The following is a 26,489-nucleotide window of genomic DNA, read 5'->3' as shown; positions in this document are numbered from 1 at the left end:
GTGGGGAGGACCGACGTCGGGGCACAGCACATGACCGACCGGGCTGGCCTTCGCGCCGCGCCGTCAAGGGGCGCCGCGTCGCGACTGCTCCTCGTCTTGCTAGGGCTTCTCGGCATCTTGGTGTTTCTCGGGCTCGGCATCTGGCAGCTGGAAAGGCGGGTCTGGAAGCTCGACCTGATCGCCCGCGTCGACCAGCGCATCCATGCACCGGTTGCAGATGCGCCTGGTCCTGCGAATTGGGGCGATATTAGCGCTGCCTCCTCCGAGTACCGCCATGTAAGGCTAGCAGGCCAATTTCAAGCTGGAGCCAACACGCTGGTGCAGGCGGTGACCGAGCTTGGCGGCGGCTATTGGGTGCTGACGCCGATGCGCAGCGACCGCGGGTTCACGGTCCTCGTCAATCGCGGCTTCGTTCCGCAGGATCGCAAGGCGGAGTTTCAGCAAGAGAACGGTGGCTCGAGCCCGCCTGCGGTGGTCGACGGGCTGCTGCGCATCAGCGAGCCCGGCGGCGGTTTCCTGCGCAGCAACGATCCGGCGGCCAACCGCTGGTATTCGCGCGACGTCCCGGCCATCGCCAAGGTGCGCGGCCTGACGGATGTCGCGCCCTATTTTATCGATGCCGGGGCGTCCGGCGCGGACAGTTGGCCGCGCGGCGGGCTCACCGTGGTCAATTTCCGCAACAGCCATCTCGTCTATGCTTTGACCTGGTTCGCCCTGGCGGTGATGCTGGCGATGGCGCTTGCCAGACAGATCTTCACTGGTCGCAGGAATTTGGATGCGGTGCGATGAACATCGCTTGGCCCCATCACGACAAGCCATTCCTGGCGGCAACGCTTGCCGGCCAGGGCGGCGGCGCCTCGAATTCCGATGTGACGAACAGGAAGAACCTGCTCCTGCTCATCCAGCTGCGGTGGCTGGCGGTGGCGGGGCAGGTGCTGACCATCCTGGTCACGCAATACTGGTTCGCCATCCCGCTGCCGCTTACCGAGATGGCCGGCGTGGTGCTGTTCCTCGTCGGGCTGAACATCTTCAGCCTGCTCGCCCTGCGCGGCAATCGCCGCATTAGCAACGCGCAGCTCTTCGTCGCGCTGATCTTCGACATGGCGGCGCTGACCACGCAGCTTTACCTGAGCGGCGGCGCCTCGAACCCGTTCGTGTCGCTCTACCTGCTGCAGATCACGCTGGGAGCCGCGCTGCTGGCGCCATGGTCGACATGGATACTGGTGGTGGCCGCTTCGGCCTGCTTCGTCTTCCTCATCTTCGTCTTCCAGCCGATCGCACTCCCGCACCATGGCGGCAGCGATCTTCTGGCGCTGCATCTGCGCGGCATGTTCATCTGCTTCGTGCTGGCGGCCGGCCTGATCGTGATCTTCATGACGCGCATCAACCGCAACCTGCGCGAACGCGATGCCTATCTCGCAGACCTGCGCCAGCGTTCGGCCGAGGAAGACCACATCGTGCGCATGGGCCTGCTGGCCTCAGGTGCCGCGCATGAACTCGGCACGCCGCTCTCGACCATCTCGGTCATTCTGTCCGACTGGCGCCAAATGCAGGGCGTCAAGCGCAACCGCGAGCTTTCCGAGGACGTGGCCGAGATGCAGGCGCAGATCGAGCGTTGCAAAAGCATCGTGACCGGCATCCTCATGTCCTCCGGCCAGGCGCGGGGGGAGGGCACGATCCGCACCACGATCCGCCAGTTCCTTGACGATCTCGTCCAGGAGTGGTGTGTCAGCCGCCAGCCCGTCAAACTGGACTACGGCAACAGTTTCGAGCCGGACGAGCCGATCGTATCCGACACGGCGCTGCGGCAGGTGATCTTCAACGTGCTCGACAATGCCCAGGAAGCATCGCACGATTGGGTCGGCATCACCGCCGAGCGGCAGGATGAGAAGCTGGTGTTCACCGTCAGGGATCGCGGACCGGGTTTCGACAAGGATATTCTGGCCGGCCTCGGCCAGCCCTATATGTCGAGCAAAGGGCGTCCGGGCGGCGGCCTGGGTCTCTTCCTGGTGTTCAACGTGGTGCGTAAGCTCGGCGGCGACGTTTCGGCGCGCAACACAGGCGAGGGCGCCAGCGTAACCCTTTCGCTGCCGCTGGCGGCACTGACCGACGGAGGCGACCGTGAAGCCTGATCGATCCCTGTTCGTCGTCGAGGACGACGCGACGTTCGCGCGCACGCTCAAACGCTCGTTTGAAAAGCGCGACTATGACGTCGTGGTCTGCCCAGACCGCGACGCGCTGCTGGCGGCGCTGGAAACGGCCGTTCCAGCCTACGCCGTCGTCGACCTCAAGCTCGGAGCGGGATCGGGGCTCGAATGCGTCAAGCTGCTCAGCGCCCGCAATCCGTCGATGCGCATCGTCGTGCTGACGGGCTTTGCCAGCATCGCCACAGCGGTCGAGGCGATCAAGCTCGGCGCCTGCCATTATCTGGCCAAGCCCGCCAACACCGACGACATCGAAGCCGCCTTCGGCCGCGACGAGGGCGACACCTCGGTGCCGCTCACCAGCCGTCCCACCTCGATCAAGAACCTCGAATGGGAGCGCATCCACGAAACGCTGGTCGAGACCGGTTTCAACATCTCCGAGACCGCGCGCCGGCTCGGCCTGCACCGGCGCACCCTCGCCCGCAAGCTCGAGAAGCGTGTGGTGCAGTAACTACCCGACGGCTACGCCCAGCACCGAGACGCAATCGCCCGCCCTGACCAGACCCGGGAAGTGACGCGCGGCGAGCAGGCCCGACATCCTGGCCTTGATCTCCTGCGGTGCCTGGCCGGTACGGCCGACCGGATGGATGCGCGCGATAACCTGGCCTTCCTTCACTGGCTCGCCGAGATCGATCATGGTTTCGATCATGCCGTCCTCCTCGGCGAAGGCGAAGCAGTCGCCCGACGGCATGTCCAGCCACTGGGTTCCGCTCTTCTCGACCGCACCATCGACTATGCCGGCATGGCGAAGCACGTTGAGGATGCCGCGCCGGGCGATGCGAACGGTTTCCGCACGCGAGGTTCCGCCGCCGCCGAGCTCGGTTGTGACGAAGACCTTGCCGATCTCCTCGGCGGCCGTGTCATACATGCCGACCGCGTCGATCTCGGTCATGCGCATCGAGAACGGCGCCGAGAAAGCCTCCACCGCCGCGAAGGCCTTTGCCTCCTGCACCTTATCCGGCAGCGTGTGCGCGGCGCAGAAGGGAACGAAGTCCAGCGTCTTGCCGCCGGAGTGGAAGTCGAAGACGATGTCCGCGCGGGGCAGCAATTCGCGCTGGAAATAGTCGGCGATTTTCTCCGTCACCGTGCCGTCGGGACGGCCGGGGAAGGAGCGGTTCATGTTGCCCTTGTCGATCGGCGAGGTGCGCGTGCCGGCCCGGAATGCCGGATAATTCATTGCCGGCACGATGATGACCGTGCCGGAGACTTTTTTCGGATCGAGCGTGCGGGCGAGCTCATAGAGCGCCAGCGGCCCCTCATATTCGTCGCCGTGATTGCCGCCGGTGAGCAGCGCCGTCGAGCCCTTGCCGTTGCGGACCACGCAGACCGGGATCATCACCGACCCCCAGGCGGAATCGTCGCGGCTGTACGGCAGACGCAGGAAGCCGTGCTGGACGCCGTCGCGCTCGAAGTCGACGGTGGGCGTGATCGGCGACGGGCGCAAAGCGGACATCGGCCTCAGTCCTTCACGAAGAGCTTGCGCGGCACATTGGCCAGGCATTCGACGCCGGTCTCGGTGATCAGGATCGACTCGGTGATCTCCAGCCCCATTGTCTCCAGCCACAGTCCGGTCATGAAGTGGAAGGTCATGCCGGGCTTAAGCTCGGTGCGGTCGCCGGGGCGCAGGCTCATGGTGCGCTCGCCCCAGTCCGGCGGATAGGAAATGCCGATCGGATAGCCGGTGCGATTGTCCTTGACGATGCCGTACTTCTTCAGCACCGCGAAGAACGCGTTGGCGATGTCCTCGCAGGTGTTGCCGGGTTTTGCGGCGGCGAGGCCCGCCTCCATGCCTTCCAGTGTCGCCTTCTCGGCGTCGAGGAAGGCCTGCGTCGGCTTGCCGAGGAAGACGGTGCGCGACAGCGGGCAATGGTAACGGTTGTAGCAGCCGGCGATCTCGAAGAACGTGCCTTCGTTCACCTTCATCGGCTTGTCGTCCCAGGTGAGATGCGGCGCCGAGGCATCCGCGCCCGAGGGCAGCAGCGGTACGATCGCCGGATAGTCGCCGCCGATCCCGTCGACGCCGCGCGTGCCGGCATCGTAGATCTCGGCGACCAGATCGCATTTGCGCATGCCGACCTCTATTCGGTCGACGATGCGCCGGTGCATCGCTTCGACGATACGGGCGGCATTCCGCATGTATTCGATCTCGGTCGCGCTCTTCACCGCGCGCTGCCAGTTCACCAGCGCGGTCGCGTCGACGAAGCGGGCGTTGGGCAGGTGCTTCTGAAGTGCTGCGAACGCTGCGGCCGAGAACCAGTAATTGTCCATCTCGACGCCGATGCTGAGCTTGTCCCAGCCGCGCTCGGCAAGCACGCTGGCGAGGTAGTCCATCGGGTGCCGCTCGGTCGACTGCACGTAGTGGTCGGCGTAGCCGATGATGTTGTCGTGCGCGAGATACGCGGTGCGCTTGGCGCCGTTGGCGTCCTGGCCGCGGCCATACCAGACCGGCTCGCCCGACGGCGGCACGATCACCGCCTGATGCACATAGAAGGACCAGCCGTCGTAACCCGTCAACCAGGCCATGTTGGAGGGATCGCTGACGATCAGCAGATCAAGCCCCTTGGCCTCCATGGCTTTGCGCGTCTTGGCGAGGCGATCGGCAAATTCGCTCCGCGAGAATTTCAGGTTCGGCTGCATTTTGTTGATCCTCGTTTGTTGGGCCTTGCGGCCAGCATCAGCTTTCAATGGTGGTCCCAGCATTGACCGCGCGCGCACGGTCGCGGGCCAGAGTGGCGATAGCAGTGTCCTGCACGCCGGTGCCTGTGAGGTCCGCGATGGTGATGTCGCTGGCCGAGCGCCGGCCGTGCTTTTCCCCGGCGATGATCTGGCCAAGCTCGGTGACTTCCGCGTCTGCCGCCATCACGCCGGCATCGAGCGCGTGATGGAGTTCGCCGAGACGCCGCGTCTGCTTGGCGCTGTCGGCGACGTAGAGATCGGCCATGCGCAGGATCGCCGGCGCGATCTCGTTCTTGTGCTCGGCATCCGAGCCCATCGCGGTGATGTGCTGCCCGGCGGAAATGAAGCCCGGCTTGATCAGCGGCTCGGTCGACGGCGTCGTGGTGACGATGATGTCGGCGCCGGCCGCCGCATTCGCTGCATCCGGTTCGGCGCGCACCATGATGCCGAGCCTGTCGCGCAGGCGGGCAGCGGTTGCCTCGGCCTTGGCGACGTCGCGCGCCCAGATCCGCGCTTCCGCGATCGGCCGGACGAGCCGCAACGCTTCCAATTGCAGGCCGGCCTGCAAACCGGCGCCGAAGATCGCCGCTATCTTGGAGTCCTCGCGCGACAAATGCCTGGCCGCGACCGCGCCGGCGGCGGCAGTACGGATATCGGTCAGATAGCCATTGTCGAGCAGCAGCGCCTCGACCACGCCGGTCTTGGCCGAAAGCAGCACCATCATGCCGCCGCCGCTGGGCAGGCCGAGCTTCGGATTGTCGAAGAAGCCGGAGCTGATCTTGACGGCGAAGCCGTCTATGCCGGGCACATAGGCCGACTTCACGTCGACCTCGCCGCGATGCTCGTGAATGTCGAGCCGCAGAATCGGTGGCATCGCCACCGGCAGCGTGGCGAGAGCCCGAAAAGCGTTCTCGACGCAGGCGACGGCGTCCAGGTCGAGCGTCACGATCTTGCGCAAATCGGCTTCGGTGAGGATGGTCATGCGGCTCATGCGGCGCTCTCCGCAAAGGTGTCAGTTGCGAAGGAAGGCGTCCCGGCACACCCCCCTCTGGCCTGCCGGCCATCTCCCCCGCAAGGGGGGAGATCAGCCCGCGCCTCTGCTTTCGCCAATCTCAAGCGCCGCAAAAAAAGCGGCGGCATCGATACAGCCAATCTCCCCCCCTGCGGGGGAGATGTCCGGCAGGACAGAGGGAGGTGGGCGGGAACTCGACGTGGATGACTTTTCATGCGGCGCGCTCCGCAAATGAGGGGATCTCACCACAAACGATCCTGCGATGCAGGCTCATGTCGATATTGCGACCGGACAGGATGAGGACGGTGGAACCGTTCGCCTTCACCTTCCCTGCCAGCAGCGCACCGATACCGACGGCGCCGGCGCCCTCGACGATCTCGCGCTCCTGTTCATAGGCATGGCGGATGCCGGCGGCGATCTCGTCTTCGGCAAGCAGGATCACGTCGTCGAGCAGGCCTCGGCACATGGCGAAGGTCAGTTGGTTGTCGAGGCCGATGCCGCCGCCAAGCGAATCCGCCAATGTCGGCAGTTCCTCGACCTGCACCGGGCGGCCGGCGTCAAGGCTGGCCTTCATTGCCGCACCACGCGCCATCGATATGCCGATGACTTTCGTGTCTGGGCTCACCCCTTTCACTGCCGCCGCCACACCGGCCGCGAGCCCGCCGCCGGAGAGCGGCACCAGCACCGCCGCGGCATCCGGCACCTGCTCCATGAGCTCCAGTCCGAGCGTTCCTTGCCCGGCGATGATATCGGGATGGTCGAAGGGCGGCAGCATGACCAGCCCTTCCTCGGCTACCAAGCGGTCGACCTCCTGCTGGGCGTCGTCCTGGCTGTTGCCGACGATGCGGATATCCGCGCCGAGGCGACGGATCGCATCGAGCTTGTTTTCCGGCACCAGCTTCGACATGCAGATCACCGCGCGGATGCCTTCGAGCTTCGCCGCATGCGCCAGCGCGCGGCCGTGATTGCCGGTCGACGCGGCGACGACGCCACGCGATTTCTCTTCTCGGCTCAACGCGGCGATGGCGTTGGAGGCGCCGCGCAGCTTGAACGCGCCGGTGGTCTGGTGGTGCTCCAGCTTGAGGTGAATGGGATGGCCCGCGTGCTCCGACAGGCTTTGCGACAGCACGCAGGGTGTCCGCTCGATCTTGTCGGCAATGCGTTCGCGCGCGGCGCGAATATGCTGAAGCGCAACCAGCATTTCGATCACGCGGCCAGCGGCTTGGTCCACAAGCGGCCGAACTCCGGTCGCGGCGTCTCGTCGCCGCAAAGCCGCAGGCAGTTCCAGGCGCTGGCCTGGTTGCTGGTGACGACCGGGCGCCCGATCGCCTCCTCCATGCCGCGAACCGCGAGCGCGGCGCGCAGCGCTGTGCACGAAACGAACAGCGCATCGGCCTGCGGATGCGTGACCTTGCGCGCCAACTCGACCACAGACGCCGGCGTTATGCGCGCCATCTCGCGGTCGTCCTCGAAGCCGAGGCAGGAGAAACTCTGGATGTCGAAGCCGTGCGCGGCAAAATAGGCGGCCATCGGCCGGCTGGTCTCGACGGTGTAGGGCGTGAGAATGCTGATGCGCTTCACGCCGAACGTGTTCAGGCCGCGCACGCCCGCCATTGGCGGCGTGACCACGGGCACACCCGGTTTGGCTGCCTGGATCGCGGCTTCGATCTCTGCATCGCCGATCACCACCGAAGCAGACGTGCAGGAATAGCAGATCGCATCGAGTGTCTCGTCCGGCAAAATGAGTGCTGCGCCCGCCGAAAGCGACGGCTGCATCTTGCGCAAATTCTTCGGCGTCGTCGGGTTGGCATAGGGGATGCGCGCGACATAGACGCCGATGCGCTCGCTCGCCACCATGCGGCGGAAGTCCACCTCGCTGGTGTGGTCGGTAGCCAGGGCGATCAGGCCGACGCGCTTTTGCAGCGGACGCGCATCGAGCGTGGGGCGCGCCGTTTCGAGGCGGATCTCGGGTAATGGCTTCATGCTTCTCATCTTTCGATCCTGCCGTAGCGATGCTCCAGCCAGCGCAACAGCACGACGGAGCCTAGGCTGATGACGAGGAAGAAGGCGCCGACCAGCGTCATCGGTTCGATATAGCGGTAGTAGGTGTTGGCGACGCTCTTGGCCTGGTTCATCAGCTCCAGCACGGTGATCGCCGACAGCAACGGCGTCTCCTTGAACATGGCGATGAAATAATTGGCCAAGGCCGGGATCATCGGCGGGATCGCCTGCGGCAGGATGATATGCGTCCAGGTGTGATGGCCGCTGAGATTGCAGGCCTTGGCCGCCTCCCACTGACCGCGCGGCACATTGTCGATGCCGGCGCGGTAGACCTCGGCCGTGTAGGTGCCGTAGTGCAGGCCAAGGCCGATGACGCCCGCCACCAGCGGCGGCAACAGGATGCCGATATCGGGCAGCACGTAGAAGATGAAGTAGAGCTGGACCAGAAGCGGCGTGCCGCGGATGAACTCGGCGAACCAGCCGACGCTGCGCGAGACGAGCCGGTTCTCGGAGCGTCGCGCCAGCGCTATCCCAAGCCCCACGATCGCCGCTAGGATCGAGCCCAGAATGGTCGCCAGAATGGTGATCTTCACGCCCTGGATCAGGGTCGGCATGATCTCCCAAACGAAGTTCCAATCCCAATCCATCAGACGCGCACCCCATCAAGTCCGCGCGCCATGCGGCGCTCCAGAGAGCGCACGCCCCAGGAGATGATCAGCGCCAGCGCGAAATAGATGATCAGCACGGACAGGAAGGGCATCAGCGTGCTGCCGGTCTGCGAACGCACCACCTGCGCCTGGAAGGTCAGGTCGGCAAGCGAGATCAGCGACACGACCGATGTCGCCTTGAGCAACTCGATGGCGTTGTTGCCGAAGGTCGGCAGCATGACGAGCAGTGCCTGCGGCAGGATGACGTGGCGCATGCCTTGCCAGCGCCCGAGATTGAGCGCCGTGCAGGCCTCATATTGCTCGCGGCCTACCGACAGAATGGCGCCCCGAACCACTTCCGCCGCATAGGCGCCGACATTGAGGCCGAGCGCCAGCACGCCCGCCTGCAGCGGCGTCAGCGAGAGGCCAGCGAAGGGCAGCACGAAATAAGCCCAGAACAGCTGCACGAAGATCGACGTGCCGCGGAAGAACTCGATGTAGATCGTAGCAAGCGCCCGGAAAATGAAGAAGCGGGACACGCGGCCCATGCCGGCCAGGAAGGCCATGATCAGCGCCAGCACCGACCCCATCAGCGTCAGCTCGATGGTGACAAGCGCTCCCTGCAATATCAGGCCGAGATAGCCGGACCACTGGGTCATGGGGTTCCAACGTTTGCGTTCTTGGTGCCTTCTCCCCGTTCACGGGGAGAAGATGCCGGCAGGCAGATGAGGGGCAGCGCGAACTTGCGAAGGCATGGCGCCGCCCCTCATCCGGCCCTTCGGGCCACCTTCTCCCCGTGAACGGGGAGAAGGAAAGATCACTTCGCCGCGCAGAGCTTGTCGCGCGTCGTCGACATCGCCGCCTTGGCGGAGAAGCCGTAGGGCTCGATGATCTTGGCGAACTCGCCGGACTTCTTCAGCTTGGCGAGCTCGACGTCATAGGCGTCGCGCAGCGCCTCGTCGCCCTTCTTGAAGGCAGCGCCGTCGCAGTAGACCGGAGCACCGACCACCGGGGCGATGACTTCGAGGTTCGGGTCGTTGGCCTTCTTGACCAGATCGTTGATCGACAGAACGGGGAGCGAATAAGCGTCGATACGGCCGTCTTGCACCATCTTCAGGCCGCTCTGGCCATCCGGCACGACGATGACGCGGTCGCGCGGCACGCCGGCGTTCAGTGCGAGCTTCTCCTCGGTGCCGCCACCCGGTGCGCCGACTGTGGCGGACGAGTCCTTGGCGATATCCTCGTAACTCTTGAAGCCTTTCGGATTGCCCTTCTTCACCAGCATAGCCTCGGCATCGCACAGCACCGGCTCGGAATAGACGACCGCCGCGCAGCGCTCCGGCTTCATGAACAGGCCGGCGGTGACGACGTCGAAGCGTCCAGCCTGCAGGCCGGGAATCATCGCGCCATATTCGGAGATCGAGGCGACGATGTCGTTGACGCCGAGGCGCTTGAAGATCTCGCGCGCCACGTCGGGCGCCGCACCCGAGACCTTGCCGTCGGCGGCCACCGCCGTATAAGGCGGCTCGTTGGCGATGGCCACGCGGGCGAAGCCCTGCTGCTTGAGCTGCTCCAGCTTGGCGTCGTCCGCCGAACGGGCGCCAGAAGCGAGCAGCATCGTGGTGATCGCAAGGCCGGCGACGCCAGCCAGAATGCCAAGTTTCTTCATTGTTCCCAACTCCTTGTTTGTCTTCTTGGTTTGCTCGGTTTTGCGACGGCTCTCGTCGCCTTGGGACGGCTTACGCCGCCCATTTGCATTGCGGTCAGACGCGATGTCCGGCCGCGATGATCTTCTTCAGGAAGCTCTGCGTTCGTTCCTGTTTGGGATGGCGGAAAATCTCATCGGGCTTGCCTTCCTCGACGATCCTGCCGCGATCGAAGAACAGCACGCGGTCGGCGAAGTCGTGGGCAAAGCCCATCTCGTGGGTGACCAGAAGCATCGTCATGTCGGTCTCGGCGGCGAGCTTGCGCATGACGTTGAGCACTTCCTCGACCAGCTCCGGGTCGAGCGCCGAGGTGACCTCGTCGAACAGCATGATCTTGGGCGACAGCGCCAGCGCCCTTGCGATCGCCACGCGCTGCTTCTGGCCGCCCGAGAGCTGCGCCGGCATCGCCTTCGCCTTGTCGGCGAGGCCCACCATGTCGAGCAGTTCCATCGCCCGCTTCTCGGCGGCGGCGCGTGGCGTGCCCTTGGTCAGCATCGGCGCGAGCGTCACATTGTCCATGACGCATTTGTGCGGAAACAGATTGAAGAGCTGGAAGACCATGCCGATCTTCTGCCGCATCCTGGCCAGATGCCGCTCGTTCGCCGGCAGCAACTCACCATTGCGCTCCATGTGGTAGAGCTGCTCGCCGTCGACCTGGATGTGACCGCCGTCGATCTTCTCCAGCGTCATCAGGATGCGCAGGATCGTCGTCTTGCCGGAGCCGGACGGACCGATCAGCGCCAGCTTCTCGCCGGGCATGACCTGCATCGACAGGCCATCCAGCACCTTGAAGGCGCCGAAGCTCTTCGAAATCGCATCAACCTTGATGATGGGCGCGGGCAATCCATTTCCCCGTTCTGGAGAAGCCTATGCCCTTAACGATGCGAAACGCGTCAAATCATGTCAATTGGGAAAATAATATCATGACAATATTTCCGACTCGACTCAATTTCAGGGCAATCTGCGCTCTGCCTGTGCATCAAATGGCGAGCAGGAGATGCTCCGGATCGCCCAGCAGTAGCTTGGCGACAACGCTCAAGCCGGCGCGCAGTTCCCCCTCGGTGGTCGATCCGAGCGAGATGCGTACCGCCGGATGCCAGGGCGTGTCGGCGATCCTGAACGAGGTGCCTGGCGCGATCGCCACGCCACGCAGGCGCGCCTGCGAAACAAAACTCTCCTCCGAGCGGTCGCCCGGCAGTTCGAGCCAAAGATGCAGCCCGTCGCGATGGACGCGATAATCGACACCCGCCAGCATTTCGGCGGCGATCTCCTGGCGCCGCTTCAACGCCGCGCGCTGCCAGTTGACCAGTTCCATCGCGGTGCCGTCGGTGACCCAGCGTGTCGCGATCTCCGCCACCATCGGCGTCGCCATCCAGTTCGAAACGAGGTGGCGATTGGCGACGGCCGCGACATAGCGGTCCGGCACGGCCAGGTAGCCGATGCGCAGCCCCGGCACGGTGATCTTGGTGAAGGACGTGACGTAGAGCGTGCGCTCCGGCGCGAAGGCGGCGACCGCCGGCGGCCGGCCTTCGACCAGCGGGCCGAGCACGTCATTCTCGATGATGGCGATGTCGTGCTTGCGGGCGACCGCGGCGATCTGCTCGCGCCGCTTGGCGTCCATCAACGTCGCCGTCGGGTTGATCACCGACGGCTGGACGAAGACGGCGCGGATGTCCGACAGGCGGCAGGCCTCGTCGAGCGCCTCGGGGATCAGCCCGTTGCCGTCGATCGGCAGGCCTTCGAGGTTGAAGCCGAGGTAGCGGGCAAGCGGCACCAGCGTGTGGTGGCCGATCGCCTCGGTGGCGACGGTCGAGCCAGGCGGCGCCACGCTCATCAGCGCCACCGTCATGCCGGCGGTGGCGCCATTGGTCAGGCTGATGTTCTGCGCCGATGCCTCCAATCCGCAAAGCTTCAGCCACTCGACCGCGACCGCGCGGTGGCGCGGGAATACCATGTTCGGTCGGAACGACAGCGCCGAGCTCGACGGCAGGTTTTCGGCCAGCCAGCCCAGCGCCTGCTTCAGCTTCTCCAGATGCATCGGCTCGCAGACCGGCTTCAGGATGGAGAGATCGATGACCTCGCCAAGCCGCTCCGGAATGTAGGGCGGCTCCGGCTCGCGACGCTGCGTCTGCACGAAGCTGCCGCGGCCGACCTCGCCGGAAATCAGGCCGCGGCGGATCAGTTCCTCATAGGCTCGGCTGACGGTCTGAACCGACAATTTCAGGTCGTCGGCCAGCCGGCGATGCGTCGGCAGTTGCTCGCCATTGGCAAGCCGTCCGTCATGGATGGCGCGGGCGAACTGGTCGGCCAGCGAAAGATAGGCCGGACGGCGGATGAGAGCAGGATCTGGCTGCCATAATGTCATGACTTATTAGAGATCGAAATCAGTGCAATTGACAATCGAAATAATGCACCTTCATGGTGTCCGGAACGAAAGGCGGAGCCCCGCATGGCGGCACTAAAACTCGACCAAATCGACCTCAGGATTCTCGACGCCATCCAGCGCGACGGGCGCATCACCAAGCTGGCGCTGGCCGAGAAGGTCGGCCTGTCGCCGACGCCATGCTGGATGCGGCTGCGCAAACTGGAGAAGGCCGGCATCGTGTCCGGCTATCACGCCGCGATCGCCATGCGGGGCATCGCGCCGGTGGCGACCGTGCTGATGGAGGTGACCCTGGCCAACCATCGCCAGGCCGACTTCGACCGCTTCGAGCGCGTCGTGCGCGACGTTCCCGAGATCGTCGCCTGCTGGTCGGTGGGCGGCGGGGTCGACTATGTGCTGAAGGTGATGGCGCGCGACATCGATGCCTATCAGCGGCTGGTCGACAGCCTGCTCGAACGCGAGATCGGCATCGACCGCTACTTCACCTACATCGTCACCAAAACGGTCAAGGACGAGACCGTGCTGCCGGTCGCCGACCTGCTGCCGGAACAATGAAAGCCGTCGTCATCCACGGGCGGAGCAAGGAGCGAAGCGACGCGGCGAAGACCCGAGGATCCATGCCGTGACGCCAAGGTGTTGCAACGGTGCAAAATTCTGCGCCGCTGCGCCCTTCGGTCAAGGTAACGGCATGGATCCTTGGGTCTCCGCGACGGAGCTGCGCTCCTGCTTCGCCCAGGGATGACGAGGCTGAGGGGGCTCGGCCAATTTTCACCGTTTGGTGGCACCTGCCCGCCGGCAAGCTAGAGAGATCGACCTGCTCTCCCGACAAATAGAGACAATCTCTCTACATCGGACCGCCGAAACAGCCTCTCTGTCTCGACCGCGCGGCTAGTCTCTCCAGATCGCCACGGCACCGGGAGACCTGATCGATGTCCGCGCATTTTGCCCGCACCAACCACCATGAAGCGCTCGACCGGCTCGCCGATCGCCGGCTGTTGCGCGCGCTCGCCTATGTCGACGGCCAGTGGACGGCGAGCGATGCGGCGGCAAGTTTCGAGGTCACCGATCCGGCGACCGGAGCCACCGTGGCCTTCGTGGCCGCGCTCGACGCGGTGCAGACGACGAAGGCAATCAACGCTGCATCCCGCGCGCTTCCTGCCTGGCGTTCGGCGCTGCCGCAGGAGCGCTCCAAAATCCTGCGAAAATGGTTCGATCTGATCATCGCCGCCAAGGACGACTTGGCGCTGCTGATGACGCTTGAACAGGGCAAGCCGCTGAAGGAATCGCTGGGCGAGATCGACTACGCCGCTTCCTTCGTCGAGTGGTATGCCGAGGAAGCGAAGCGCCTCAACGCCGAAAGCGTCACCAGCCATCTGCCGAATGCCGAGATGTCGGTGCGCCGCGAGCCGCTCGGCGTGGTCGGCGTCGTCACGCCCTGGAATTTTCCGTCGGCCATGCTCACCCGCAAGGCCGCAGCCGCCCTTGCCGCCGGCTGCACGGTGGTGGCGCATCCGTCCTCCGAAACGCCGCTCTCGGCTTTGGCGCTGGCCGAACTCGGCGAGCGCGCCGGGCTTCCGGCGGGCGTCTTCAACATTGTCACCGGCGATGCGCGCACCATCGTTGGCGCGATGTGCGCCGACGCACGGGTCCGCGCCATGAGCTTCACCGGCTCGACCGAAGTCGGCCGGCTGATCGCCGCGCAGAGTGCTGCGACGATGAAGCGGCTGGTGATGGAGCTCGGCGGCCATGCGCCGCTGATCGTCTTCGACGATGCCGACATCGACAAAGCAGTGACGATCGCGCTCGATGCCAAGTTCGCGACCTCCGGCCAGGATTGCCTCGCCGCAAACCGCATCTATGTGCAGCGTCCGGTCTACGACCGCTTCTGCGCCGCTTTCGCGCGCCGCGTCGAGCAGCTCCTCATCGGCAACGGGCTATCCGCGGACGCCGATCTCGGGCCGCTGATGCATGAGCGCGCGGTCAAGAAGGTCGAGGAGCAGGTCGCCGATGCGCTTGAGCACGGCGCGCGCTGCCTGACCGGCGGCAAGCGCCACGCGGCCGGACCGCTGTTCTACCAGCCGACGCTGCTCGTCGATGTGCCGGACGACGCGCTGATCATGCGCGAAGAGACGTTCGGCCCGGTCGCCGCCGTGACGCCCTTCGACGACGAGGCGGAAGTCGTCGCCCGCGCCAATGCCACCGAATATGGCCTCGTCGCCTATGTCGTCACCGAGAACGGCGCCCGGCAGGCGCGCATGGGCCGCGCCCTGGAGTACGGCATGGTCGCGATCAATCGGGTCAAGATCACCGGCGCGCCGATCCCCTTCGGCGGCATCAAGCAGTCCGGCATCGGCCGCGAGGGCTCACGCCACGGCCTCGAAGCTTTTACGGATCTCAAATACCTCTGCCTCGATGTAGCCTAAGCTGCGCAGGCCTCTTTTTCGTCAGGAGTCAAAAAATGCTCGAACAGTCCAACGAACTCTTCGCCTGGGACCGCGACCACTTCTTCCATCCCTCGACGCATATGGGCACGCATGCACGGGGCGAGTCGCCGGCGCGCATCATGGCCGGCGGCGAAGGCGTCACCGTCTGGGACAACACCGGCAAGAAGAGCATCGATGCCTTTGCCGGCCTCTATTGCGTCAATGTCGGCTATGGCCGCCAGAAGATCGCCGATGCCATCGCCGAACAGGCAAAGAACCTCGCCTATTACCATGCCTATGTCGGGCACGGCACCGAGGCCTCGATCACGCTTGCCAAGATGATCATCGACCGCGCGCCGAAAGGCATGAGCCGAGTCTATTTCGGCCTCTCCGGCTCCGACGCCAACGAAACCAACATCAAGCTGATCTGGTACTACAACAACGTTCTCGGCCGCCCCGAAAAGAAGAAGATCATCTCGCGCTGGCGCGGCTATCACGGCTCGGGCGTCATGACCGGGTCGCTGACCGGGCTCGAGCTCTTCCACAACGCCTTCGACCTGCCGCGCGCGCCGATCCTGCACACCGAGGCGCCCTATTATTTCCGCCGCGCCGACCGCTCGATGAGCGAGGAGCAGTTCTCGCAGCATTGCGCCGACAAGCTCGAGGAGATGATCCTGGCCGAAGGCCCGGATACAATGGCGGCCTTCATCGGCGAACCGATCCTCGGCACCGGCGGCATCGTGCCGCCGCCGGCCGGCTATTGGGAAAAAATCCAGGCTGTGCTGAACAAATATGACGTGCTGCTCGTCGCCGACGAGGTGGTGACAGGCTTCGGCCGTCTCGGCACCATGTTCGGCTCCGACCACTACGGCATCAAGCCGGACCTGATCACCATCGCCAAGGGCCTGACCTCGGCCTATGCGCCGCTCTCCGGTGCCATCGTTGCCGACAAGGTCTGGCAGGTGCTGGTCAAGGGCTCCGACAAGCTCGGTTCGCTCGGCCATGGCTGGACCTATTCGGCGCATCCGATCTGCGTTGCCGCCGGCGTCGCCAATCTCGAGCTGATCGACGAGATGGACCTGGTCAAGAACGCTGGCGAGACCGGCGCCTATTTCCGTGCCGAGCTCGCCAAGGCCGTCGGTAGTCACAAGCACGTTGGCGAAGTGCGTGGCGATGGCATGCTGGCGGCGGTCGAGTTCGTCAAGGATCGCGACGACCGCGTCTTCTTCGATCCGGCGCTGAAAGTCGGGCCGCAGATCGCCACGGCGCTTGCCGCCAGCGGCGTCATCGGCCGCGCCATGCCACAGGGCGATATCCTCGGCTTCGCACCGCCGCTCTGCCTGACGTGCGAGGAGGCCGACATCATCGTCGGCAAAACCGCCGACGCGGTCAACGGCGTCTTTGCCAGCCTCTGAAGCAATTCCAGGAAAGGTGTTGAACGGTTTTCCGTCCGGAATTGCGTGGAAACAAGTGACAGAAGCGACATGAATGCCATGACCAGAACCGTTCCGGCCACCATGGCCGCCGTGCAGCTCACCGGCCATGGCGGCCCGGAAAAACTCGTCTACCGCACCGATGTGAAAGTGCCAGCGCCGGCAGCCGGCGAAGTGCTGGTCAAGGTGAGCGCCTGCGGCATGAACAACACCGATGTCTGGGTGCGGCAGGGCGCCTATGGCACGGAGGAGGACGCGGCGGCCGTGTCGACCTGGCGGCGGCAGGGCAACACGCTGACCTTCCCGCGCATCCAGGGCACCGACACGGTGGGCACCATCGTCGCCGTCGGTGACGGTGTGCCTGCCAGCCGCGTTGGCGAACGCGTGATGGTCGACTTCTCCATCTACAACCGCGACGACGATTCGCTGGCCGACATCGACTATATGGGCCACGGCCGCGATGGCGGCTATGCCGAGTACCAGGCGCTGCCGGCCGAGAACGCGCATGTCGTCGACACCGAGCTCAGCGACGTCGAGCTCGCCACCTTCTGCTGCGCCTATCTCACCGGCGAGCAGATGCTGGAACGCGCGGCGCTGAAGGCCGGCGAGCGGGTGCTGGTCACCGGCGCATCCGGCGGCGTCGGCTCCGGCATCGTGCAACTGGCAAGGGCGCGCGGCGCCATCCCCTATGCCGTCGTCGGCAAGGGCAAGGAACGGGCCGTGCTCGACATCGGCGCCGAGAAGGTGATCACGCGCGGCGTGCCCGACCTGCTCACCGCTGTCAACGAGGCGACCGGCGGCGAGCCCATCGATGTGGTCGCCGATCTGGTGGGCGGCGCCATCTTCAACGACCTCTTGCGCATCCTGCGGCCAGAGGGTCGTTACACTACGGCGGGCGCCATCGCCGGCCCGGTGGTGCAGCTCGATCTGCGCACCATGTATCTGAAGCAGTTGCAGCTGCACGGCTCGAGCCAGGGCACACGCGCGGATTTCCGCCGCATCGTCCGCTATATCGAGGAAAAGAAGATCAAGCCGCTGGTCGGCGGCGTCTACAGACTGTCGGACTTCCACCGCGCCCAGACCGACTTCATGGCCAAGGATTTTGTCGGCAAGCTAGTTGTGGTGCCGGATGCGATGTGGAGCGACGCCTGACCCTGGAAAAGAGCGCCTGACGGCTGGCGATCCGTGGCTACGGCAGCAGAACGAGCGCACCGCTTGTCTTGCGGGCTTCCAGATCCCGGTGGGCGTCCGCGGCTTTGGCCAGCTCATACGGCACCGGCGCTGCGATCCTGACGGCGCGCTCGCGAAAGGCCGTGAAGAAACGGCCGACATGCGGCGCGAGCTTCTCCGGCGTGTCGGTGTAGTGTCCGTAATTGGGGCGCGAAACGGTGATCGACTTGGAGGCGAAACGGCCGACGTCCCAGTTGCCGATCGGTCCCGATGCCTGGCCGAAGCTGACGAGATGGCCGCGCCTGGCGAGCGCGGCGAGCGAGCCGCCGAACGTGTCGGCGCCGACGGCATCATAGACGACATCCGCGCCGGCGCCGTTTGTGAGCCGCATGACCGCCTCCGCGAAATCCTCGCGCGAATAGACGATGACGTGATGCGCGCCGAGGTTTTCGACGATCCGTGCCTTGTCGTTGCTCGACACCGTTGCGATCACGGTCGCGCCGAGATGGCGGGCCCATTGCACCAGCAACTGGCCGATGCCGCCGGCGGCGGCGTGGACGAGCACGACTTCACCCGGCCTGACGGCATGGACGTCATGCAGCAGAAAACTGGCCGCCACGCCCTTGAGCAGGCTCGCCGCGGCGATCTCGTCCGATATGTCGTCCGACAGCCGCACCAGCAGGTCGGGCGCCATGTTGCGGCGCTCCGCATAGGCGCCGACCGGCGGGCAGGCATAGGCGACACGGTCTCCGACCGACAGGCCGGACACCGCCGGGCCGATTGCCTCGATGACGCCCGCGGCCTCCATGCCCGGCACGCCCGGCGGCTGCAGCAGATCGAAGAAGCCCGTGCGGCAGTAGACGTCGATGAAGTTGACGCCGATCACCGTATGGCGGATCCGCACCTGGTCTGGCGCCGGCGGCGGCAACGCGATTTCCTGCAGCTGCAGCACTTCCGGACCGCCATAGCGCTCGACCAGGATCGCGCGCGTTGGTTCCCCGCTCTCCGAGGAAGGTGCAGGGGAGGGGCGTGGCGCAACGGCTGACGACTTCGATGGCGCGATTGCAGGCACCGGCCGCGCCTCGGCGGGTGTGAGGACATCGCGGCGCCTGAGCAGATTGCGGATCGCGGCAAAACCGGCCTGATAGATGCCTTCGCTGACCAGCTTGACCAGCTCGTCGCGGCGATGCGCCGGCGGATGGAATTCCGAGCGCCATTCCCAGAAGGTGGCGTCGCCGTCGGTCACCGGCTTCAGCCTGATCGAGGCGATATAGCCCATCAGCGGCAGCGGCGCCTCGAGCAGGCAATAGCTCAGCCGGTGGTCCTTGTCGGACAACGCCAGAAGCTGCTCGCGCAGCTCGCCGCCATCGGCCAGCCGGAAATGGCGCACCGCGCCGACCGCATCGGCCGGCTCGCCGCCATCGATCTCGCTCGACGCGATGGCCGGGTGCCAGCGGTCGTGGCCGTTGAAATCGCGCAGGATCGCCCAGACCTCCTCGATCGGGGCATCGATGATCGTGCTCTGGCGGACCTCGACCATTCGCGGCGGTCAGCGCCCGAAGCGCTGCTTCAGCGCCGTCAGCGCGGCCTGGAACACGCCGCTGCCGATCTGGCGCGTCAGCGCCGCCTCACGCTCGGGAGCGCAATCGAACTCGGCCTGCCATTCGGCCAAGGTCAAATTGCCGTCGGTAATCGGCGTCAGCGACAGAGTGGCGACGTAGTTCTCCACCTGCATCGGACTCTCCAGGATCACGTAGCTGCAGGAGAGATCGTAGTCCGACAGCGCCAGCAGCTTTTCGCGGATCCGTCCGCCGTCCCTGAGCGTGAAACTGCGGATGCAGCCGATCCGGTCCGCATGCGCGTTCTGCTCGATGCGGCTTTCGGCGACGAAAGGCGCCCAGCCCGGCAGGCCATTGAAGTCGCGCACGACCTTCCAGACGTCCGCGGCGGGGGCCGGGATGACCGAGGAGACATAGACCTTGGTCATGCTTGCGAGCCGGCTGTGGGGATAGCAGTCCGCGCAAGCATTGTCTGACGTCGCGCCAGATCGACCCCCACTCCGTCGAGCTTCGCTCGACACCTCTCCCCCGATCGACGGGGGAGAGGAAGGGCGCGAGGCGATTCCAGCTGGCTCCTTTCCTCTCCCTCCGGAGGGGGGAGAGGTGGCGCTGCGAAGCAGCGACGGAGTGGGGGAACCACCTGGCCATGACCGCGAACCGGCGAGGCATGGCCTCGCCTCGCACGGCCCCACGAAGCGCCAGGAAACACCGCCGTCATCTCAGTGATCGCGGTCGTCATCATCATCCTTGGCGGCCTTGCCCTTGCCCTTCTTGTCCCGGGTCAGGCTCGAAATGTCCTTGGCGTCGCGCAGCACGTCGGTCATGCGTCCGAGCGATCCGCCTTCGATGCCGATCTCCTTCATCAGATTGTCGATCATCGGCGCCTGCACGCGGTAACGCAGCGCGGAGTCGATCACTTCGTCGGTGACGTTGCGGTTGCCGCCCGCGCCACCATTGATGCCGTCGACATGCAGGATCTTGATGCCGTCGATCTTCTCCATCGGCTTGACGCTCTCGCGGATGATGCCTTCCATGTGCTCGAGCAGCTTGCCGCGAAGTCGGCCGGCGCGGGCCTCGCTGGAAAGCAGGTTCTCCGCTTCGTTGAGCTGTCGGTGGCCGGCCGCGTCGACCTCGTAGCGCTGGGCCGCGGCAAGGGCGTGGATCTTCTCCGATTCAGCGGCGGCAACGGCCGCGATCTTCTGTGCCTCGGCCAGGCTCTTCGCGGCCTTCATCTCCGCCTCGGCGGCGGCGGTGACGCGTAGCGTCTCGCGCTCCGCCTCGCGTTGCGCCGCGATCAGGTCGGTCAGCTTGCGGCGTTCGGCGATCTCGCGCTCGCGGGCGGTCAGCGCCTGTTCCTCGGCCTGGATGGCCTTGGCGCGGACGGCTTCAGAAGCGGCGATCGCGGAGGAGCGCTCCTGCGTCTTCTTGGCGACGTCGATGGCCTTCTGGATTTCGGCGATCTCGATCTTCTGGTCGCGGTCGACGCCGAGCTGGCGCAGGTCGCGCTCCTTGATCAGGCGCGCCTCCTCGATGCCGCGCTCGGTGGTGATGCGTGCCCGCTCGACCTCTTCGCCGGCCGCGATCTCAGCTTCCTCGAAGGCCTGCCGCTTGGCGATCTGCAGGGCTTCGAGATGGCGCTCCCTGGCGATCCGCACATCGTCGACGGCGCGCTCCTGCTCGATCCGCGCGGTTTCGGTCGCCTGGCTCTCGACGATCTCGGCGCGGCGCTTCTCCGCCTCGGCCCTGGTGACTTCCAGCGCCTTTTCCGCGAGCGCGATCTGGCGTTCGAGCTCGGCGATCTCGAGCGATTTCTTGCGTTCGATCTCAAGCCCGCTCTGCGCGCCCTCGCGCTCGATGCGCGCCTTCTCCAGCGACAGTTCGAGCGCGATTTGCTCGCGCTCGGTCAGTTCGCGCATCTTCATTTCGGCCTCGTCGAGGGCGCGGCGGCGCGCAATCTCGCGACGCTGCGTATCCTCCTCGCTGCGGATGCGCTCCTCGGTGATGCTGCGCTCCTGGGCGAGGCGCGATTTCTCGACGGCTTCACGTGCCGAAAGCTGCGCCTGTTCGGCCTCCTGGTCACGCACCGCCCGTTCCCTGGCGAGCTCGGAGCGCTGCGCGGCGCGCCGGATCTCCACTTCGCGCTCCTGTTCGAGGCGGGCGTATTCGGTGTCGCGCTCGATCTCCAGCACCTTGCGCTGGGTGTCGAGGTTCTGGTTGCGGATGTCGACCAGGGTGCGCTGCTCGATCTCGTTGCGCATGCGGCGCCGGGTCTCGATCGATTCCGTCAGCTGCGTCAGGCCTTCGGCATCGAAGGCGTTCGACGGATCGAAATATTCGAGGCTTGTCTGGTCGAGATCGACGATGGCGACGCTCTCCAGCTCGAGCCCGTTGGCGGCAAGCGACTCCTCGGCCAGCCTGCGCACCTTGGCGGCATAGTCGCCGCGCAGCTCATGCATCTCTTCCAGCGTCATCTGGGCGGCGACGGTGCGCATGGCGCCGGCGAACTTGCCCTCCAGCAATTCGCGCAGGCTGTCCGGCTGCAGCGTGCGGCGGCCGAGCGTCTGCGCGGCGGCGGCGACGAGTTCGCGGCTCGCTCCGACGCGCACGAAGAACTCGGCGATCAGGTCGACGCGCATGCGGTTCCTGGTGATCAGCGCCAGCGCGTCCTCGCGCCGCACCTCGATGCGCAGCACCCCCATATTGACCGGGGTGATCTCGTGCAGCACCGGAATGACGAAAGCGCCGCCATTGACCACCACCTTCTCGCCCATGAAGCCGGTGCGCACGAACGCCGTCTCCTTTGTCGAGCGGCGATAGAGCCACCGCAAGACATAGACGGCGATCACCACCACGACCGCGGCAACGATCAGCCACAACAGGAAAGCGCCAAAGGTCTGCGCGTCCATCATCTATCCTCCCCTGCACAATCCGGTCAGCGCGAGGCGGCCGGCACCAATCTCAAAGTTTCGCCCGCCGTCAGGCGAGGTCCAGGTCATGCCCGCCTCTGCAGCTTCGGGGTGATCGCGTGAAAAGCGCTGATCACCGCATCGATGAAAGGCGTGTCGTTGATGTTGGCGCGCACCCGCTCGACATGGCGCTGCGGCGTCCGGCGAACGGTCCGGTCGATCGCTTCGAACAGCGCATTGTCGGCCTCCGGGTCGTGAAACGGCTGGCCGGGCGCGTCGAGCATGGACACGCCGCCCTCGGGCAGCAGGAAGCGCACCGGTCCGTCCATGGCGTTGAGCCGCGCGCCGATCCATTCGCCGAAGGCGCGGTTCTCGTCGCGGGTCGTACGCATCAGCGTGACGTTCGGATTGTGGATGACGAATTTGCGGCCGCGGAACTTCTCCGGCACGGTCTCGCGCGGCCCGAAATTGACCATGTCCAGCGCGCCGGCCGAGCCGACATAAGGCAGTCTGGTGCGGATCGCCGCGCCGAAACGGTCCTCGGTCGCCGCGAACACGCCGCCGACGATCATATCGGCCACCTCGGTCGTGGTCAGATCGAGGAAGGCCGAAAGCAGCCGGGAATCGCCGAGATTTTCCATCGCGCTTCCGCCGATGCCGGTGGCGTGGAAGACAAGGCAGTCATAATCGGCTTCGAGCCGCTTCGTCACCGCCTGCACCGCCGGCGTGGTGACGCCGAACATGGTGATGCCGACGGCAGGGCGCGCCAGCTTGCGCCTGGCCTCCCAAGTCTCGGCATTGGGCAGTTGCGCCACCATGCCGGCCATCGCGTGAGCCGCGTTGGAGAGCACCTGCTCGGTGATCGAGTTCAGCCCCTGAACATCGGCGACCGAATGGAACATCATGATGTCGGCGCCGCCGACATATTTGGCGACGTCGCCGGCGGCCACCGTCGACACCATCAGCTTGGGGATGCCGACGGGCAGAACCCGCATGCCGGCCGTCGCCAGCGTCGTGCCGCCGGAGCCGCCCGCCGAGACGATGCCGCCGATGCGCGGCTCGCGCTCGATCCAGCGCGCGAAAGCCTCCGCCATGGCGCTGACCGAACCGCCGCGATCATTGGTGAAGACGGCCGAGGATCCGCGGATATGCATGCCAGCCACCTGCATGGCCGGCACGTCCGCGCTCGCCGGTTTCCCCGATGTCGACAGGTCGACGGTGCGGACCGGGACGCCGAGCGATTTCAGCCGGTCGGCGATGAAGCGCAATTCCTTGCCTTTGGTGTCGAAGGTGCCGGCGACCAGCACCGTTCTGCCGATACGTTCGGCGAAGGGTATGGCGAAGACCTTCTTCGGATCCTCCTGCGGCAGGTTCTTCGAGACCGCCGCCTGCCGCAGCTCGGTGACCGGCACGTTCCAGCGGTTGGGCAATTCGGTGACGGGGCGGTAGACGTCGTCGCGCGCCGTCGGATCGACCGATCCGCCTGCCGAGCGGTCGACGCGATAGACGGCCGCCAGCTGCTCCTTTGCCTGCGCCGCTTCCGTCGGCGTGACGGGCGCTTCCTCGGCGTGGCGCCCGACGCCGAGCAGCCGCTGCTGCAGGTCGCGGTCGGCAGCAAGCGCGGCCGCCTCCATCAGCCGGTTGATGCGGCCATTGACCATGATCGCGACCTGGCTGGAGACGGCGGTCGCCACGCCGATATTCTGCTCGATGACGAGCACCGCCATCTCGCCGTCGGCGGCAAGGTCGACCAGCATCCTTTCGACCTGGTCGACGATGATCGGCGCCAGGCCTTCGGTCGGCTCGTCCATCACCAGGAGTTTCGGGTCGCTGAGCAGCGCGCGCGAGATGGCGAGCATCTGCTGCTCGCCTCCCGACAATTGCGAACCGCCATTGCCGCGACGCTCCGCCAGGCGCGGAAAGGTCTGGTAGACGCGCTCGACCGTCCAGCTCGCGTCGCGCCGGTTGCCGGCGGCAAGGCGCAGATGCTCGTCGACCGTCAGGCTCGGCCAGACGCGGCGTCCTTGCGGCACGTAGCCGATGCCGAGGCGATGGATCTCGTGCGGTTCGAGCGCGGTGATCTCGCGCCCGTCGAAGCGGATCGAGCCGGAGCGCGCGCGCTTCAGTCCGACGATGGTGTTGCACAGCGTCGACTTGCCCATGCCGTTGCGGCCGACCACGGAAAGCACGCCGCTCTCCAGCGTCAGCGAAATTCCCTGCAGCGCATGGCTCTCGCCATAGAAGACCTGCAGGTCTTCTATCTTCAGCACCGCCCTGGCGCTTTTGCCGGCGGGGCGCTCAGCCATGCTTGCCTCCGAGATAGATCTGCTGGACCTCCGGATCGGCCTCGATTTCCTGCGGCGTGCCTTCCTTGAACAGGCGGCCATTGTGCATCATCGAGACATAGTCCGCCACGCGCAGCGCGACATCGAGATCGTGCTCGATGATGATGAATCCGATATGCTTCGGCAGCGCGTTGAGGATGGCGACGAGGTCGCGTCGCTCGGTCGGCGAAAGACCCGCCGCCGGCTCGTCGAACAGGATGAAGCGCGGCGCGCCGGCGAGCGCCAGCGCTATCTCCAGCTGGCGCTGCTGGCCGTGGCTGAGCGTCGCCACCAGGGCGTCGCGATGCGCGTCGAGATGGACCGCCTCGAGGATCGATCGCGCCTGCACCATATTGACGTCGGCGGCGGCGGGCCTCAGCAGCGAAAAGCGCCGGCGCGAGACGCCGCGGCAGGCGAGAAAGATCGAATCGAGGACCGACAGGCCCTTGAACAGTTGCGAGATCTGATAGGTGCGGCGCAGGCCGCGCCGGATGCGCTCATGCGGCGGCAGGTCGGTGATGTCCTCGCCGAAGAAGCGGATGCGGCCGGCGGTCGGCAGGAAATCGCCGGTCACGGCGTTGAACAAGGTGGTCTTGCCGGCGCCGTTGGAACCGAGGACCGCGCGCCGCTCGCCGGCCGCGATCCTCATGTCGATGCCCGAAAGCGCCACCAGCGCCCCGAAATGCCGCGCCACGCCATCGAGCTCCAGCGCATAGGCGCCGGAGCTCTGCAGACGGTTCGCGGCCAGGTTTTCGGTCACTGACGGTACTCTCGGCAGGTTCTGTTACGGGCAGCTCGGATTGTCGCGGTTGACCGCGCCGAGCTTCATGAACTCGTCTTCGGGAATGCCGAGCGTCTGGTTGACCTGCGGCACGACCTTGACCAGCTTGTTCAAAAGATTGCCGTCCGAACCCTCGGTCACTTCGGTCAGGAAGATGTCGGCGACCGCGTTGCGGTTCTTGTCCAGCGACACTTTGCCGGTCGGCGTGTCGAAGGAGAGCTTCGACAGGGCCTCGCGCAGCTTCTTGCCGCCGTCGGAGACGTCGCCGCCGACCTGGTCGAGCGCCAGCAGCGTCGCCTTCATGTTCACATAATAGCCATGGGCAAAGAGCGACGGCGAGGGGAAGGCGCCCGGCTGCTTCTTGTAGGCGTCGACGAACGCCTTCCAGGCCGGCGCGTCATTGGTGTCGGCGGTCGGTCCCGCCGAGGGCGTGCCCTTGAGCACGTCGCGCAGCTTGCCCTTCGAGGTCAGCACTGTCTGGTCGACGGTGATCGAGCCGCCGATCAGCGGTGCCGAGCCGCCGGCCTGCTGGTATTGGGTCAGGAAGTTGACGGCGTCGGCGCCGCCGAGCGCCACATAGATGGCGTCGACATCCTCGGGGATCGCCGCGATGACCGAGGAGAAATCCTTGTTGCCGATCGGCACCCAGGACTTCGACGGCACATGTCCGCCGGCCTTGCAGAACTCGGCCATGAAGCCGAACACCTGCGTGTAGGGGAAGGAATAATCCTCGGCCACGGTGGCGACCTTCTTGTAGCCCTTGTCCTTGAAGGCATAGGTGCCGAGACCCGCCATCCATTGCGCGCCGTCGGTGGAGAAGCGGAAGAAGTTCTCGGCCGGATTGCGCAGCGTCGTGTCCTGCGCCGCCGAGGTGCCGTTGATGAACGTCACGTCCGGCTTGGTCTTGGCATAGTCCTTGACGGCGAGGCCTTCATCGCCCGAAAGCGGGCCGACCAGCACCTTCACGCCATCCTGCTCGACCAGCTTGCGCGCCGCGCGCACCGCGCTGTCGGGCGAGGCGTCGGACGAGCCCTTGACGATCTCGATCTTCTTGCCGGCGACGCTGCCATTGGCCTCGGCGAGGGCCGTCATGGCGCCGCGTTCGCTATCCTCGCCAAGCACCGTGAACGGTCCCTCGAAAGTGGCCAGCAGGCCGATCTTGATCGCGTCGTCGGCGGCGAGCGCCATCGAAGGCGCGGTCAGCCCGGTGAACAGCGCCAGGGCCAGCAATGTACGTCTGTGCATCCTCAGTTCCTCCCATTGA

The 26,489-nt window shown here is 65.7% G+C and carries 23 protein-coding genes; 7 read left to right on the top strand and 16 right to left on the bottom strand.

Annotation, left to right across the window (positions count from 1 at the left end):
• The first annotated feature begins 30 nt into the window (after positions 1-30).
• Genes KVT37_RS24100 through KVT37_RS24090 form a run of 3 tightly spaced genes read left to right on the top strand, consistent with a single transcriptional unit; the run spans position 31 to position 2,655 of the window.
• The gene (locus tag KVT37_RS24100; RefSeq protein WP_254634221.1) at positions 31-789 is read left to right on the top strand and encodes an SURF1 family protein; all 759 of its coding nucleotides are present in this window, start codon (positions 31-33) and stop codon (positions 787-789) included.
• Positions 786-2,132 carry an ATP-binding protein gene (locus tag KVT37_RS24095; RefSeq protein ID WP_217577502.1) on the top strand — a complete coding sequence of 449 codons (1,347 nt, stop codon included), beginning with the start codon at positions 786-788 and terminating at the stop codon, positions 2,130-2,132. Before KVT37_RS24100 ends, KVT37_RS24095 begins: the two co-directional genes overlap by 4 nt.
• On the top strand, positions 2,122-2,655 hold the full coding sequence (locus KVT37_RS24090; protein ID WP_217577501.1) for a response regulator transcription factor: 534 nt from the start codon (positions 2,122-2,124) through the stop codon (positions 2,653-2,655). Before KVT37_RS24095 ends, KVT37_RS24090 begins: the two co-directional genes overlap by 11 nt.
• Here KVT37_RS24090 and doeB read toward each other — a convergent pair whose 3' ends face one another.
• From doeB to KVT37_RS24040, 10 genes are all read right to left on the bottom strand, one after another.
• Complete coding sequence (gene doeB / locus KVT37_RS24085; protein ID WP_217577500.1) at positions 2,656-3,657, bottom strand: N(2)-acetyl-L-2,4-diaminobutanoate deacetylase DoeB; 1,002 nt, start codon at positions 3,655-3,657, stop codon at positions 2,656-2,658.
• Between the two features lie 5 nt (positions 3,658-3,662).
• Positions 3,663-4,841, bottom strand: a complete 1,179-nt coding sequence (gene doeA / locus KVT37_RS24080; protein WP_217577499.1) for an ectoine hydrolase DoeA — start codon at positions 4,839-4,841, stop codon at positions 3,663-3,665.
• Positions 4,842-4,878: 37 nt separating this feature from the next.
• The gene (locus KVT37_RS24075) at positions 4,879-5,871 is read right to left on the bottom strand and encodes a cyclodeaminase (protein WP_217577498.1); all 993 of its coding nucleotides are present in this window, start codon (positions 5,869-5,871) and stop codon (positions 4,879-4,881) included.
• 232 nt (positions 5,872-6,103) lie between these two features.
• Positions 6,104-7,093, bottom strand: coding sequence for a hydroxyectoine utilization dehydratase EutB (gene eutB, locus KVT37_RS24070; RefSeq protein WP_217577521.1), 990 nt, complete (start codon positions 7,091-7,093; stop codon positions 6,104-6,106).
• A 5-nt stretch (positions 7,094-7,098) separates the two neighbouring features.
• Positions 7,099-7,875 (bottom strand): ectoine utilization protein EutA, encoded by a 777-nt coding sequence (gene eutA / locus KVT37_RS24065; protein ID WP_217577520.1) that lies wholly within the window; start codon positions 7,873-7,875, stop codon positions 7,099-7,101.
• Positions 7,876-7,880: 5 nt separating this feature from the next.
• Positions 7,881-8,540, bottom strand: coding sequence for an ectoine/hydroxyectoine ABC transporter permease subunit EhuD (gene ehuD, locus KVT37_RS24060; protein ID WP_217577497.1), 660 nt, complete (start codon positions 8,538-8,540; stop codon positions 7,881-7,883).
• Positions 8,540-9,199, bottom strand: coding sequence for an ectoine/hydroxyectoine ABC transporter permease subunit EhuC (gene ehuC / locus KVT37_RS24055; RefSeq protein ID WP_217577496.1), 660 nt, complete (start codon positions 9,197-9,199; stop codon positions 8,540-8,542). Before ehuC ends, ehuD begins: the two co-directional genes overlap by 1 nt.
• A gap of 158 nt (positions 9,200-9,357) precedes the next feature.
• On the bottom strand, positions 9,358-10,209 hold the full coding sequence (ehuB, locus tag KVT37_RS24050; protein ID WP_217577495.1) for an ectoine/hydroxyectoine ABC transporter substrate-binding protein EhuB: 852 nt from the start codon (positions 10,207-10,209) through the stop codon (positions 9,358-9,360).
• A 94-nt stretch (positions 10,210-10,303) separates the two neighbouring features.
• Positions 10,304-11,089, bottom strand: coding sequence for an ectoine/hydroxyectoine ABC transporter ATP-binding protein EhuA (gene ehuA, locus KVT37_RS24045; RefSeq protein WP_254634220.1), 786 nt, complete (start codon positions 11,087-11,089; stop codon positions 10,304-10,306).
• A 136-nt stretch (positions 11,090-11,225) separates the two neighbouring features.
• Positions 11,226-12,611 (bottom strand): PLP-dependent aminotransferase family protein, encoded by a 1,386-nt coding sequence (locus KVT37_RS24040; RefSeq protein ID WP_217577494.1) that lies wholly within the window; start codon positions 12,609-12,611, stop codon positions 11,226-11,228.
• A gap of 84 nt (positions 12,612-12,695) precedes the next feature.
• On the opposite strand from KVT37_RS24040, the gene KVT37_RS24035 reads away from it, so the two are divergent.
• The 4 genes from KVT37_RS24035 (at position 12,696) to KVT37_RS24020 (ending at position 17,637) form a co-directional block, all read left to right on the top strand.
• Entirely contained in the window at positions 12,696-13,184 is a 489-nt protein-coding gene (locus KVT37_RS24035; RefSeq protein WP_217577493.1) for an Lrp/AsnC family transcriptional regulator, read from the top strand.
• Positions 13,185-13,558: 374 nt separating this feature from the next.
• The gene (locus KVT37_RS24030; RefSeq protein WP_217577492.1) at positions 13,559-15,052 is read left to right on the top strand and encodes an NAD-dependent succinate-semialdehyde dehydrogenase; all 1,494 of its coding nucleotides are present in this window, start codon (positions 13,559-13,561) and stop codon (positions 15,050-15,052) included.
• A gap of 35 nt (positions 15,053-15,087) precedes the next feature.
• Positions 15,088-16,467, top strand: a complete 1,380-nt coding sequence (locus KVT37_RS24025) for an aspartate aminotransferase family protein (protein WP_217577491.1) — start codon at positions 15,088-15,090, stop codon at positions 16,465-16,467.
• A 69-nt stretch (positions 16,468-16,536) separates the two neighbouring features.
• On the top strand, positions 16,537-17,637 hold the full coding sequence (locus tag KVT37_RS24020) for an alcohol dehydrogenase family protein (protein WP_217577490.1): 1,101 nt from the start codon (positions 16,537-16,539) through the stop codon (positions 17,635-17,637).
• A gap of 37 nt (positions 17,638-17,674) precedes the next feature.
• Here the strand turns inward: KVT37_RS24020 and KVT37_RS24015 are convergent, their stop codons facing one another.
• The 6 genes from KVT37_RS24015 to KVT37_RS23990 form a co-directional block, all read right to left on the bottom strand.
• Complete coding sequence (locus tag KVT37_RS24015; protein ID WP_217577489.1) at positions 17,675-19,195, bottom strand: zinc-binding dehydrogenase; 1,521 nt, start codon at positions 19,193-19,195, stop codon at positions 17,675-17,677.
• A 9-nt stretch (positions 19,196-19,204) separates the two neighbouring features.
• Positions 19,205-19,642 carry an SRPBCC family protein gene (locus KVT37_RS24010; RefSeq protein ID WP_217577488.1) on the bottom strand — a complete coding sequence of 146 codons (438 nt, stop codon included), beginning with the start codon at positions 19,640-19,642 and terminating at the stop codon, positions 19,205-19,207.
• A gap of 291 nt (positions 19,643-19,933) precedes the next feature.
• Positions 19,934-22,123: a flotillin family protein gene (locus tag KVT37_RS24005; RefSeq protein ID WP_217577487.1), complete on the bottom strand. Its 2,190-nt coding sequence runs from the start codon at positions 22,121-22,123 to the stop codon at positions 19,934-19,936.
• 83 nt (positions 22,124-22,206) lie between these two features.
• Entirely contained in the window at positions 22,207-24,426 is a 2,220-nt protein-coding gene (locus KVT37_RS24000) for an ABC transporter permease (protein WP_217577486.1), read from the bottom strand.
• Positions 24,419-25,204, bottom strand: a complete 786-nt coding sequence (locus KVT37_RS23995; protein ID WP_217577485.1) for an ABC transporter ATP-binding protein — start codon at positions 25,202-25,204, stop codon at positions 24,419-24,421. Before KVT37_RS23995 ends, KVT37_RS24000 begins: the two co-directional genes overlap by 8 nt.
• 24 nt (positions 25,205-25,228) lie before the next feature.
• Positions 25,229-26,470 (bottom strand): ABC transporter substrate-binding protein, encoded by a 1,242-nt coding sequence (locus tag KVT37_RS23990; protein WP_254634219.1) that lies wholly within the window; start codon positions 26,468-26,470, stop codon positions 25,229-25,231.
• Positions 26,471-26,489 lie beyond the last annotated feature (19 nt).

The organism is Mesorhizobium sp. GbtcB19 (assembly GCF_019091085.1).
In the GTDB taxonomy this organism is placed as follows: Bacteria; Pseudomonadota; Alphaproteobacteria; order Rhizobiales; family Rhizobiaceae; genus Mesorhizobium.
This window is presented reverse-complemented; position numbering and strand designations above follow the sequence as displayed.